Origin of the sequence: Pseudomonas sp. NFACC39-1, assembly GCF_900110355.1 — a bacterium.
Lineage (GTDB): Bacteria > Pseudomonadota > Gammaproteobacteria > Pseudomonadales > Pseudomonadaceae > Aquipseudomonas > Aquipseudomonas tehranensis.
This window is the reverse complement of the sequence record NZ_FODL01000006.1, coordinates 395,410-407,426: the sequence shown is the minus strand read 5'-3', so window position 1 is coordinate 407,426 and position 12,017 is coordinate 395,410. Positions and strand designations below refer to the sequence as shown.

The window sequence follows — 12,017 nt, the reverse complement described above, 5'->3', positions numbered from 1 at the left end:
ACGATATTGTAGTTTTAATAAGAGCAGAGCACCACACGTCGGAAAGGGCTGTCGCTTCGCATTATTTGTTTCACTCAGCTCATGCAGCTTAAGTTTCTAAAGATGCTTTCGATATATACCCCTGAGAGGCGTGAAAGATGGCCAAATGACATATCGCAGCGCCTCGCTACTTGTTTTCACAGTTATGTAGCTCATCAATTATTTGATTAAACATCTCAAACTGAGTCTACGGCCCCTATATTGCTCAGGTTGGCACGGCGCAGGGCAATGAGAGGCGGCGGGAGGAGAACCTGCCCGCGATATAAGCGTTCCATTCAACAAGAATGCTCAATGGGCAACCGCTATCGCGAACAGGACCTGCCCTCAGGGCATTTGCGGCAATTCCTGTGGCCGCAGATCAAACACCAGCACCTCGGCTTCCTGACCGTTGCTCAACGTCAGCACCTGTTCCTCGCGCACCCGTACGCCATCACCTTCCTGTAACGGCACCCCATTGAGCTCGACGCTGCCACGGGCCACATGCACGTAGGCATAACGATCAGGCGCCAATGTCAGGGTGGCGTTTTCCTCGCCGTCGAACAGCCCGGCATAGACCCGTGCGTCCTGGCGCACCTGGAGCGAGCCGTTGGCGCCGTCCGGGGAAATGATCAATTGCAGGCGACCGCGTTTCTGTTCGGCGCTGAAGTGCTCCTGTTGATAGCGCGGCGTGGCGCCACTGACGTTGGGCACGATCCAGATTTGCAGGAAGTGCACCAGCTCCTCGGCGCTGTGGTTGAACTCGCTATGGGCCACGCCGCTGCCAGCGCTCATCAGTTGTACATCACCGGGGCGAATGACGGAGCCGGTACCCAGGGTGTCCTTATGCTCCAGCGCGCCTTCAAGTACATAGGAAAAAATCTCCATGTCCCGATGCGGATGCTGGCCGAAACCCTTGGCCGCTGCGACCCGGTCGTCGTTGATGACCAGCAGGTCGGAGAAGCCTTGTTCGTTGACGTTGCGGTAGCTGGCAAAGGAAAAGGTATGGAACGAGGTCAGCCAGCCGTGGCGGGCGATGCCGCGGTCTGAAGCTTTGCGAAGGGTCAGCATGGTAGCTCTCCTGATGGGTATGGGCGGCGGCGGTGGGCGTTCGCCAGGTTCAGAAGAAGGTTAATGGTTATTGAATGGTTCAATAAGCAGGTTAAAAACGAAAGACTGTCCGTTATGAGTAGACAATAGAGGCCGCTACCAGCAGGCGGCTGGCTTCGACATAATGTGGGTTTGTGGCCTCTAAGGCCTCTGAATATTTTGGCGTATTTTCGATGAAAACCGTTGCAATGGTGTTGTTCCCGGATTTTTTATTGCTCGACATGGCCGGGCCTCTTGAAGTGTTTTCCATCGCCAATCGTTACCTTGAACCCGATCTTCGTTATCAATTGCTGACCCTGGGAACCGAACGCGGCGCGTTGCGAGCGTCCAACGGCGTGGCGGTACAGGCCGATATCCACATTGACCAGGCTTGGGCGGCCTATGACGTGTTGCTGGTGCCGGGTGGACCGGGCGCCTATAACGACCAGCATCCGGGATTGCACACCTGGTTGCGCGCGGCGGCGCCACGGGCCACGCGCTACGGCTCCATTTGCACCGGCGTATTTGTGCTAGGGGAGGCGGGGCTGCTTGACGGCTATCGCGTTACCACCCACTGGCACTACACCGAACGCCTGATCCAGCGTTTCCCCAAGGCACGGGTGGAGACCGACAAAATCTTCCTGCAGGATCGACGCTTGATCACCTCCGGCGGTGTAACCGCCGGCATCGACCTGGCGCTGTCCATCGTCGCTCAGGACCACGGTCGTAAAGTCGCGCTGGATGTGGCCAAGGTGTTGCTGGTGGTGATGAAGCGCCAGGGCGGCCAGGCGCAGTTCAGCCCGCTGGTGGCGGCGGTGGCGGCTCAAGAGTCTGCCATTACCCGGGTGCAGCATCATGTGATGGAGCACCTGGAGGAACCCTTCACCATCGAACGCATGGCCGCGATCGCCGCCATGAGTTCGCGCCATTTCGCTCGGATGTTCGTTCGCGAAGTGAAGATGACGCCCATGGAGTTCCTGCAAGGCGCGCGTATCGATCGCGCCCGCCAGTTGCTGGAATCCACGGATTTGCCCCTCAAGACCGTGGCGTTTCGCAGCGGCTTCGGCAGTGTGCGGCACATGCGCTTGCTGTTCAGTGAAAAGCTTGGCCTGACCCCCGTGCAATACCGCCAGCAGTTCAGTTGAGCCGTCGGTGTCCGTCCAGGGCACCGCAATGTCCGTCATGCGCCCTGTGCCAGCATTGTCCTCTGGGCGATGGCTGCCAAGATAACGGCGAACCCTCTGGAAAGGATGCGCAGGAGCCAGGGCAGACGCGTTCGAATCGCCGGAGTGTCATGCCCGCGATGGTTATCCGGCGCTCGATCGCCCATGAACAGTTTCGCCAGACCCGACACCGAGCCGGCGGTGTGCTTCGGCCCGTTTAGCTTTTATCGCCAGCAGCGACTTGTCACGCGTGAAGGCGAGCCTCTGATATTGGGTGGCCGCGCCCTGGACATTCTTCAAGTGTTGCTGGAGAACGCCGGTCACTTCGTGAGCAAGCAAGCGCTTATCGCCCGCGTCTGGCCTGACAGCGTGGTGGAAGACATCAACCTGCGGGTGCACATCGCGGCGCTACGGCGGGCTTTCGGTGACGCGGCGCAGGAGGGGCGCTACATCCTCAATCATCCCCGGCAGGGCTATTGCTTTGCCGCGCCCGTGGTCGTGGATGTTGACGTCGAGCAGCCGCTCGAGCGCCACAACCTGCCCGCGCGCCTGAGCCCGGTGATCGGTCGCGACAAAGTGCTGGGACGGTTGCTCAGCGAGGTGCCCCGTCAGCGCCTGACCACCGTGACCGGACCGGGTGGGGTCGGCAAGACCACCGTGGTGCTGCGGGCGGCCGAACTGTTGCTGGAACACTTTGACGACGGTGCCTGGTTTGTGGACCTGTCCGCCATCAGCGAGCCGTCGCAGGTGACGGCACAGGTTACCTGCACCCTGGGGCTGGGACACGGAACCTTGAGCCAGCAACTGAAATCGCGGCGGATGTTGCTGGTGCTCGATGGCGGCGACCATCTGCTCGACGCCTGCCGGGATCTGGCCCGGGCGTTGGGCGCATCGGCCCCGCAGGTCTCGCTGTTGTTCAGCAGCCGTGAGCCCTTGAATCTGACCGATGAGCGCGTCGTACAACTGCCGGGGCTGACAGTGACCTCGTCCCGTGAGCCGGCCCACCAGATATTGGCGTGTCCGGCGGTGCAGTTGTTGATCGATCAGGTCGCTGCCCGGCAGCAGGGTTTCGAGCCCAATGACCGCGAGTTGGCGGTGATTGTCCAGATATGCCAACGCCTGGACGGGTTACCGCTGGCGCTGGAACTGGCGGCGGCCCAGGTGGGTGTGTTGGGCGTGGCGGGGGTTTTGGAACAGTTGGATTGTGGGCTGTCACTCTTGAACCATGGGCGCCGCACGGCTGTGGCGCGCCATCGAAGCCTGGAGGCCATGCTGGACTGGAGCTTCGAGCGCTTGAGTGACGATGAGCAAGCCGTGTTCCAGCGCCTGGCCGTGTTCGATGGGCCGTTTACGCTCAAGGCGGCGCTGGCCGTCATCAGTTGTGCCGAGTTGGAGGCCAGGCAATTGCCTGGTCTGCTGTCACGGCTGGCGAACCAATCGCTGGTCATGGTCGAGCAGTGCGTGGACGGGGCTCGGTTCCACTTGCTCCACACCACTCGCGCCTACGCCCTGGAAAAATCGCGACGCAGTGGTCAGTGGGCTGTTTTCAACCGGCGCCATGCACTGCAAGAAGCTTGGGAGGTACGTCGTTCAAGGCCCCAGCTGTCGGGCCAGTTTTTGCAGGAGCGCGCCAGCTTGCTGTAGGTCGGGAGTGTCGAACCCTTCGCTGAAACGTCGATAGACCGGCCTGAGCAGATCTTGGGCGGCATGGTCCATGCCCCGGCGTTGCCACAGCCGGGCCAGGGACATGGCGCTGCGCAATTCCCAGGCCAAGGCATTTTGCCGCCGGGCCACCGCCAGAGCGCTCAGCAGTTGCTCTTCGGCGCAGCGCTCAAGGGCGGGGTCGTTCTGCGCCAGCAGGGCTTCGGCCTCGGCCCGCAGGATCTCCGCCGTACACCAGCCTGCCGCACCGTTGCGGGCGCGCTCGACCTGTGCCTGGCTGACGCAATCGATGCGCAGGGTGACGACGATGTCCTGGATCAGTCCGGCGTTGGTCGAACTTGCTTTCAGGGTTTCGTCATCGAAAGCGCGGGCATAGTGGCTGGCCCAGTCATGGAACAGCATGACCGAATGTTTTTTCGCCTGGTGCTTCAACAGTTCGAGCCTTTCCCGGGCGTGTGAATGATCGCCGTTGTAGTGCGCAATCACACAACCGCTCAGCGCCAGGGTGTAGCAGATCGAGATGCCGTGGTTGATCTGCAAGGCAATCTGCAGCGCAAGGTCGGCGGTGCGCCGGGCTTTTTCGGCAAAGCCTTGCAGCCAGAGAATACGCGCTAGCACGGTCAGTGCCGCCACGCTTTGATCGTATTGCACGCCGAAGCCGTGGGAGAAACGGCTGAGATGGCCGCTCTGGGCCAGGCGCTGGATCACTTGTTCGGCATCACGCCGGGCGGCCGTCTGGTCACCCGTGAAATGCTGCGCCAGCACTCGCAGGCGTTGGGTGCTCAAGGACAGGGTCGGGTCGCCGTGCACGCCCAGTCGGTCGAAATCCAGACTTTGTTCCAGCGCCTCTTGGTAGTTGCCGCAGCTGAGGTTGACGGTCATGAGCCCCGACACGGCTCGCAGCTCGCCGGCCAGGTCCTGGCATTGTTGCGCCAGGCCCCGGGCCGTGATGAAGGCTTCGACAGTGGCAGGCGTGCCGCCTTGGGTATGGTAATTGAAACTGGCATGGGCCAGTTCCAGGGCCAGGGTCAGTCGTGGGCACGGCGCGGGGCTTTGGCGCAATAACGCCCGCGCCTTGCTCACGTAAAGCCCGTGCTCCCTGAGCAGCGACAACTCCTGCCAGAGGGGCAGGGTGCGGGCTGTCAGGCGGATCGCTACCGCATGCGATCCCTGCGGGCCCAGCCCCCGGTCGAGCGCGGCACGGATGTCGTCGCGATAGAGGGCGTGGCGGGCGATCCACTGCCGCGTGGGGGTCGTTTCCCAGTCTTTTTCGGCATGCTCCATCAGTGTCAGGCAGCGCTCGGCGTGACGCTGATGGCTGGCAGCCAGCTCCCCGGCTTCAGCCAGTTTTTCCAGGGCATAGCTGCGAGTGGTATCCAGCAGGCGATAACGCACCTCTTCATCGCCGACCTCGACGTTGAGCAGCGATTTGGCGACCAGTTGGCTGACCGACATCAGCACCTGGTCCGGCGCGATATGTTGACCCACGATCACCGCAGCGGCCGACGTCAGATTGAAGCTGCCCATGAACACCGCCAGCCGTCGCAGGCAGGTCTGCTCGCAGGCGGTGAGCAGCGCAAAACTCCAGTCCAGTGTGGCACGCAGGGTTTGCTGACGCGGTGCGGCGGCATGAGTGTCGTTGTGGAGCAGGGCGACGCTGCCTTGCAGTTGCCGGTGAAGTTCCTCCAGCCCGAACACCCCGATCTGACCGGCGGCCAGTTCGATGGCCAGGGGAATCCCGTCCAGCCGCCGGCAGATGTCGACCACCAGCGGTATGTCCTGATCCGTCAGCTCGAAGCTGTCATGACTGGCCATTGCCCGTTCGGCGAACAGTTGCAGCGCCGGGAACTCCAGGGCCGGATAACCCTCAATGGGCATCTCCCAAGGTGGGAACGCCAGGGAATCCAGATGCTGCACGTGCTCACCTTCGGCCCGCAGGCTTTCGCGGCTGGTGGCCAGGATATGCAAGTGGGGCGCCCCGCGCAGCAGGGTTTCACTGAGCTGGGCGATGGCATCGATCAGGTGCTCGCAATTATCGATCACCAGCAGCAGGTGTTGTTCCTTGAGTCGCCGGGTGACGATGTCCAGCGGGTCGCCTTCATGCAGTGGCAGGTCCAGCAGCGCACACAGGTTCGGGACGATCGTGCACGGGTCGTTGAGCGACGCCAGGTCCAACAGGTAGGCGCCATCCCGGTAGTGACCGATCAGCCGCTCAGCGACACGTAAGGCGACGGTGGTCTTGCCGATCCCGCCGGTCCCCACCAGGGTGATGAAACGTTTTCGCGGCAGCTGGGCCACCAGGTTTTCCACCAGGCCCTGGCGTCCGATCAGCCGGGTGCGGCGCGGCGGCAGGTTGTGGGCCAGGGAAGGGTGAGGGATTCGCGCCAGTTGCTCCACCGGCTCCAGGGACACCGGTGCGACGAAACTGTAACCGCGCTGCGCCACAGTGATGATGTAGCGCTGCCCATGCTGGCCGTCTCCCAGGGCCTTGCGCAGCGCCGCCACGTGCACCCGCAGGTTGGTGTCTTCCACCACGCTCTTGGGCCAGACACGGGCCATCAGTTCCTGCTTGCTCACCACGTGTCCGGCGTGTTCGAGCAACACCAGCAGAATCTCCACTGCCCGGCGTCCCAGGCGCAACGGCTGCCCGGCCTCCAGCACCAGGCGCTGGCGAGGATGGACGCGGTAAGGGCCGAAATGCAGCGTCTGTTCGACAGGCAGGTTGAGGTACTGGCTCATGTTGCTCTCAATGTTCTGGTCCCGGTGCATCGGCTTTTCCCGAGCATGTTCCTCAGGTTTTGTTTCAAGCGCAACGGTGAACGTTTCCAGACGCCGCGTTCAAGGCGCCGATCTCTGTGGCGAGGGAGCTCGCTCCCGCTGGGCTGCGAAGCGGCCCCAAGGCCCCGCTCCCAATCAATCTGGCACGCCGCGGTGACAGTCTTGGGGCTGCTGCGCAGCCCAGCGGGAGCAAGCTCCCTCGCCACAAAAGCAGTTGTTCACACCGACGCTCCAAAAAATTAACAACGTTTAACTCACGCAAATGCCCCCTCTGACCGGACCATTGAGCCATCCACTCATCTCAAGGAATCACGTCATGAGCACCTTCATCACCCGCGACGGCACCGAGATTTACTACAAGGATTGGGGCAGTGGTCAACCGGTGGTCTTCAGCCATGGCTGGCCGTTGAACTCGGACAGTTGGGAGGCGCAGATGATGTTCCTGGCGTCCAACGGTTACCGCGTGATCGCCCATGACCGCCGCGGGCACGGGCGCTCCAGCCAGCCTTGGGGCGGCAACGACATGGACACCTATGCCGATGACCTGGCCGAGCTGATCGAGCGGCTGGACCTCAAGAATGCGGTGCTGCTGGGCTTCTCCACCGGCGGTGGCGAAGTTGCCCGCTACATGGGTCGTCATGGTGCCGCCCGCGTCGCCAAACTCGGGCTGATTTCGGCGGTGACCCCGTTGATGCTCAAAACCCCGGCCAACCCGGGTGGCTTGCCCGTACAGGTGTTCGACGGTTTCCGCCAGGCCTCCCTGGCTGACCGTTCTCAGCTATACAAAGAAGTGGCCAGTTCGTTCTTCGGTGCCAACCGGCCGGGCGCCAAGGTCTCCCAGGGCATGATCGACTGGTTCTGGATGCAGGGCATGCTCGCCGGGCACAAGAACACCTACGACTGCATCAAGGCGTTCTCGGAGACGGATCTGTCCGAAGACCTGCGCAATATCGATGTGCCGACCCTGGTGGTCCATGGCGATGATGATCAGGTGGTCCCGATCGAAACCGCGGGCATCGCCGCCGCCAAGTTGCTCAAAAACTCGCAGTTGCTGATCTACCCCGGCGCGCCGCATGGCCTGACCGATACCCACAAGGACCGCTTGAACGCGGACCTGCTGGCGTTCATCCAGGGTTGACCAAGCACTAACCTGTGGGAGCGGGCTTGCTCGCGAATGCGGTGGCACATTCGACATAAGTGTCCCCTGACCCACCGCTTTCGCGAGCAAGCCCGCTCCCACAGGACCGGTATTCAACAGGAATAGCACCCATGAACCGCAATGACTTGCGCCGCCTCGACATGAACCTGCTGGTGATCTTCGAGGCGCTGATGTTCGAGAAGAACCTGACCCGTGTCGCCGAAAAGCTGTTCATGGGCCAGCCGGCGGTGAGCGCCGCGCTGGGACGCTTGCGGGACCTGTTTGACGATCCGCTGCTGATCCGCAACGGTCGCGGCATGGAGCCGACGCCGCGGGCCTTGGCGATTCTGCGGGAACTGCAACCGGCGATGGATACGATCTCGGGCGCGGTCAGTCGAGCCAAGGCTTTCGATCCCTCTACCAGTTGCGACGTGTTCCGCATCGGCTTGTCCGATGATGCCGAGTTCGGCTTGTTTCCACCCTTGCTCAGTCAACTGCGCGAAGAGGCCCCCGGCATCATCGTGGTGGTGCGCCGGGCCAATTTTCTGCTGATGTCGTCGCTGCTGGCCAGTGGCGAAATCAGCGTCGGCGTGAGTTACACCACCGACCTGCCGGCCAATGCCAAGCGCAAGAAACTGCGCGACATTCCCTGCAAGGTCTTACGCGGCGACCAGCGCCCAGGGCCGCTGACCCTGGACGAATACTGCGCGCGGCCCCATGCCATGGTTTCGTTTTCGGGCGACCTGAGCGGCAACATCGACCTGGACCTGGCCCGCATCGGTCGAACGCGCAAAGTGGTGTTGGCAGTGCCGCAGTTCAGCGGCCTGCGGGCCTTGCTGGCAGGCACCGAATTGATCGCCACCGTGCCTGACTACGCCGCCTGTGCGCTGGTGGAAGGCTGCGCGCTGCGTGCTGAGGATCCGCCGTTCCAGATCAATGCCGCCGAGTTGTCGATGGTTTGGAGCGGTGTGCATGACAACGATCCGGCCGAGCGCTGGCTGCGCTCGCGCATTGCCACCCATATGTCTCAACCGTTGCCGGCCGCCGCCTACCCGCAGGGAACTCACCGATGAGCATCGTGGATGAACGTTCCCTGCAGGATCTGGGTTTGCTGTTCCTGCGCCTGAGCGGTGGGCTGTTTTTACTGTGGGTCCACGGGCTGCCCAAGCTGTTGCATTACAGCGTTGAGCTGACCCGTATCGAGGACCCGTTTCATCTGGGCGCCGCGCCCACCCTGATGCTGGCGATTTTCGCCGAAGTGCTTTGCCCCCTGTTGATCATGGCCGGGGTCCTCGTGCGTCTGGCGTGCGTGCCCATCCTGTTTCTGCTGGCCGTCGCGCTGGTGGTGGTACACCCGCAGTGGACCCTGGAAGAAGGGCAGTTCGGCTGGCTGCTGCTGATCGTATTTACCAGCGTGTTGATTGCCGGGCCTGGACGCCTGGCGATGAACACGCGTTTTGTTGGAGTGCTACGTCATGTCTGAACCTCAAACCGTTGATTCCACCCGCGACCCTGCAAAACCTGGCTTTGATGAAATCGTCACGCTGGTGATCAAGCACCGGATCAAGTCCGGTCAGGACGCGGCTTATGAGGCCTGGTTGCGCCGCACCGTGCGGGTGGCCGGTCAGTGGCCTGGGCACCTGGGTGTGGATGTGGTGCGGGGCAAGCTGGGCGGGTTGTCGCTGTTTACCTGCGTGCTGCGTTTCTGCTCCACCGAGGCGATGCAACGCTGGCTGGATTCGCCCCAGCGCCGCGAGTTGGTGGAAGAAGCCGCGCCGCTGCTGGCCGATGGCGACCAGACCGAAGTCGCCCCTCACAAGGAGTTCTGGTTCGCGCCGTTGGCGGATGCCTCCATCCCCCCGCCACGCTGGAAACAGGCGGTGGTGACGCTGTTGGTCATCCTGCCCCACACCTTGCTGGTGCCGCTGATCTGGGGACCTTTGCTGCAACTGCACGCATTTCTTTCCAACTACGTAGTCGCTACGTTCCTGATCACCCTGACCATCGTGCTGTCGGTGGTGTACGTGTGCATGCCGCTGGCGACCCGCCTGTTCGCGCCGTGGCTGGAAGCCTCCCAAACCCACGAACACCTGGAGCCCTAAGCAGCGCCGAGCTGTTGTGACAAACACTGTTGTGGCAAGGGAGCTTGCTCCCGCTGGGCTGCGAAGCGGCCCAAAAAAGAGCGGCCGCTACGCGCCCGAGCGGGAGCAAGCTCCCTCGCCACGGACTGTATTTACTCTTGATGTGTTCGCACATCCATCGCCAAAGGACATCCGATGAACGCCGATCTGATTCTATTCAATGGCCAGTTCCATACCGTTGACCGTGAGAAACCCCGCGCCAGTGCGGTCGCCATCAGCCAGGGGCGCTTCGTCGCGGTAGGGACCGACGCCGAGGCCATGGCCCTGCGCGGCAGCGGCACCCAAGTCATCGACCTTAAGGGCCGTACCGTCATCCCCGGGCTCAATGACTCGCACTTGCACCTGATCCGTGGGGGCCTGAACTACAACCTTGAGCTGCGCTGGGAAGGCGTGCCGTCCCTGGCCGATGCCCTGCGCATGCTCAAGGACCAGGCCGACCGCACGCCAACGCCACAGTGGGTGCGTGTGGTGGGCGGCTGGAACGAATTCCAGTTTGCCGAAAAGCGCATGCCGACCCTGGAAGAACTCAACCAGGCCGCTCCCGATACGCCGGTATTCGTCTTGCATCTGTATGACCGTGCCTTGCTCAACCGCGCAGCCTTGCGAGTGGCCGGCTACACCCGCGATACGCCAAACCCGCCGGGCGGCGAGATCGTGCGCGACAGCAAGGGCGAACCCACCGGCATGCTGGTGGCACGGCCCAATGCAATGATCCTTTACTCGACCTTGGCCAAGGGGCCGAAGCTGCCTTTGGAGTACCAAGTCAACTCCACGCGCCAATTCATGCGTGAACTCAATCGCCTGGGCCTGACCAGTGCCATCGATGCCGGCGGCGGCTTCCAGAATTACCCGGATGATTACGCGGTGATCGAGCAGTTGGCGCGCGAGCAGCAGTTGACGGTGCGCATCGCCTACAACCTGTTCACCCAGAAGCCCAAGGAAGAACTCACCGACTTCAAGAACTGGACCGGCAGCGTCAAGCTGCACCAGGGCGATGACTTCCTGCGGCACAACGGCGCCGGTGAGATGTTGGTGTTTTCGGCGGCGGATTTTGAAGATTTCCTCGAACCGCGCCCGGACCTGCCAGCGGGCATGGAGCAAGATCTGGAGCCGGTGGTTCGGCACCTGGTGGAGCAGCGCTGGCCGTTCCGCCTGCATGCTACCTACGACGAGTCCATCAGCCGCATGCTCGACGTATTCGAGAAGGTCAACCGCGACATTCCTTTCAACGGCCTGCCGTGGTTCTTCGACCATGCCGAGACCATCACACCGAAGAACATCGAACGCGTGCGAGCGCTGGGTGGCGGCATTGCGATCCAGGACCGCATGGCCTTCCAGGGTGAATATTTCGTCGACCGCTACGGTGCCAAGGCCGCTGAAGCCACGCCACCGATCAAGCGCATGCTGGCCGAAGGCGTGCCGGTGGGCGCCGGCACCGACGCCACCCGGGTGTCGAGCTACAACCCCTGGACTTCGCTGTACTGGATGGTCAGCGGCCGCACCGTCGGCGGTCTGGCACTGCACGAAGAGGGGCTGCCGCGCCTGACCGCGCTGGAACTGTTCACCCATGGCAGCGCCTGGTTCTCCTCGGAGCAGGGCAAGAAAGGCCAGATCAAGGTGGGCCAACTGGCGGACCTGGCGGCACTGAGTGCGGATTTCTTCAGCGTCGAGGAAGAGGCCATCAAGTGGATCGAGTCCGTGCTGACAGTGGTCGACGGCAAGGTGGTGTACGCCGCCGGCGACTTCGAAAAACTCGGCCCCGCCAGTGTGCCGGTGCTCCCGGACTGGTCGCCGGTGGTCAAGGTGCCTGGTCACTGGCGCCCGACTTCACCGTTGCAGGCGCAGGTCCACCAGTGCAGCGGCCCGTGCACGGTGCACGCCCATAGCCATGAACGGGCGCGGCTGTCGAACGTTCCGGTCAGCGATTTTCAGGGTTTCTGGGGCGCGTTTGGCTGCTCCTGCTTTGCCTTCTGACTGACAAACATATTCCCCCTGTGGGAGCGGGCTTGCTCGCGAATGCGTCGGTACCTT

General features: G+C 62.5%; 9 protein-coding genes. 7 read left to right on the top strand and 2 right to left on the bottom strand.

Annotated features, from left to right (window positions below):
* Window positions 1-363: 363 nt before the first annotated feature.
* Window positions 364-1,086, bottom strand: coding sequence for a pirin family protein (locus BMY45_RS16070; protein WP_092399234.1), 723 nt, complete (start codon window positions 1,084-1,086; stop codon window positions 364-366).
* A 212-nt stretch (window positions 1,087-1,298) separates the two neighbouring features.
* On the opposite strand from BMY45_RS16070, the gene BMY45_RS16065 reads away from it, so the two are divergent.
* Both BMY45_RS16065 and BMY45_RS16060 read left to right on the top strand, forming a co-directional pair.
* Window positions 1,299-2,249, top strand: a complete 951-nt coding sequence (locus tag BMY45_RS16065; RefSeq protein ID WP_092399232.1) for a GlxA family transcriptional regulator — start codon at window positions 1,299-1,301, stop codon at window positions 2,247-2,249.
* 183 nt (window positions 2,250-2,432) lie between these two features.
* Window positions 2,433-3,911: an ATP-binding protein gene (locus tag BMY45_RS16060; protein WP_092399230.1), complete on the top strand. Its 1,479-nt coding sequence runs from the start codon at window positions 2,433-2,435 to the stop codon at window positions 3,909-3,911.
* Here the strand turns inward: BMY45_RS16060 and BMY45_RS16055 are convergent.
* A complete protein-coding gene (locus BMY45_RS16055; RefSeq protein WP_092399364.1) occupies window positions 3,858-6,668 on the bottom strand; it encodes an ATP-binding protein in 2,811 nt (936 codons plus the stop codon). The two genes, BMY45_RS16060 and BMY45_RS16055, sit on opposite strands and share 54 nt — an antisense overlap.
* A 355-nt stretch (window positions 6,669-7,023) precedes the next feature.
* Here BMY45_RS16055 and BMY45_RS16050 point away from each other — a divergent pair, with 355 nt between their 5' ends.
* The 5 genes from BMY45_RS16050 to BMY45_RS16025 all read left to right on the top strand — a co-directional run bounded on the left by BMY45_RS16050 (window position 7,024) and on the right by BMY45_RS16025 (window position 11,960).
* Window positions 7,024-7,845, top strand: coding sequence for an alpha/beta fold hydrolase (locus BMY45_RS16050; protein WP_092399227.1), 822 nt, complete (start codon window positions 7,024-7,026; stop codon window positions 7,843-7,845).
* 131 nt (window positions 7,846-7,976) lie between these two features.
* Window positions 7,977-8,918 carry a LysR family transcriptional regulator gene (locus tag BMY45_RS16045; RefSeq protein ID WP_092399225.1) on the top strand — a complete coding sequence of 314 codons (942 nt, stop codon included), beginning with the start codon at window positions 7,977-7,979 and terminating at the stop codon, window positions 8,916-8,918.
* A complete protein-coding gene (locus BMY45_RS16040; protein WP_092399223.1) occupies window positions 8,915-9,328 on the top strand; it encodes a DoxX family protein in 414 nt (137 codons plus the stop codon). Before BMY45_RS16045 ends, BMY45_RS16040 begins: the two co-directional genes overlap by 4 nt.
* Window positions 9,321-9,947 (top strand): antibiotic biosynthesis monooxygenase, encoded by a 627-nt coding sequence (locus BMY45_RS16035; protein WP_092399221.1) that lies wholly within the window; start codon window positions 9,321-9,323, stop codon window positions 9,945-9,947. The genes BMY45_RS16040 and BMY45_RS16035 overlap by 8 nt, the downstream gene beginning before the upstream one ends.
* Window positions 9,948-10,121: 174 nt before the next feature.
* Window positions 10,122-11,960, top strand: coding sequence for an amidohydrolase (locus tag BMY45_RS16025; RefSeq protein ID WP_092399217.1), 1,839 nt, complete (start codon window positions 10,122-10,124; stop codon window positions 11,958-11,960).
* Window positions 11,961-12,017: the final 57 nt, after the last annotated feature.

Excerpts from the sequence above, each read along its gene's own strand:
- BMY45_RS16035 (WP_092399221.1), top strand. The coding sequence starts at position 9,321 with ATGTCTGAACCTCAAACCGTTGATTCCACCCGCGACCCTGCAAAACCT.
- BMY45_RS16040 (WP_092399223.1), top strand. The coding sequence starts at position 8,915 with ATGAGCATCGTGGATGAACGTTCCCTGCAGGATCTGGGTTTGCTGTTC.
- BMY45_RS16055 (WP_092399364.1), bottom strand. The coding sequence starts at position 6,668 with ATGAGCCAGTACCTCAACCTGCCTGTCGAACAGACGCTGCATTTCGGC.
- BMY45_RS16060 (WP_092399230.1), top strand. The coding sequence starts at position 2,433 with ATGAACAGTTTCGCCAGACCCGACACCGAGCCGGCGGTGTGCTTCGGC.
- BMY45_RS16045 (WP_092399225.1), top strand. The coding sequence starts at position 7,977 with ATGAACCGCAATGACTTGCGCCGCCTCGACATGAACCTGCTGGTGATC.
- BMY45_RS16050 (WP_092399227.1), top strand. The coding sequence starts at position 7,024 with ATGAGCACCTTCATCACCCGCGACGGCACCGAGATTTACTACAAGGAT.
- BMY45_RS16025 (WP_092399217.1), top strand. The coding sequence starts at position 10,122 with ATGAACGCCGATCTGATTCTATTCAATGGCCAGTTCCATACCGTTGAC.
- BMY45_RS16070 (WP_092399234.1), bottom strand. The coding sequence starts at position 1,086 with ATGCTGACCCTTCGCAAAGCTTCAGACCGCGGCATCGCCCGCCACGGC.
- BMY45_RS16065 (WP_092399232.1), top strand. The coding sequence starts at position 1,299 with ATGAAAACCGTTGCAATGGTGTTGTTCCCGGATTTTTTATTGCTCGAC.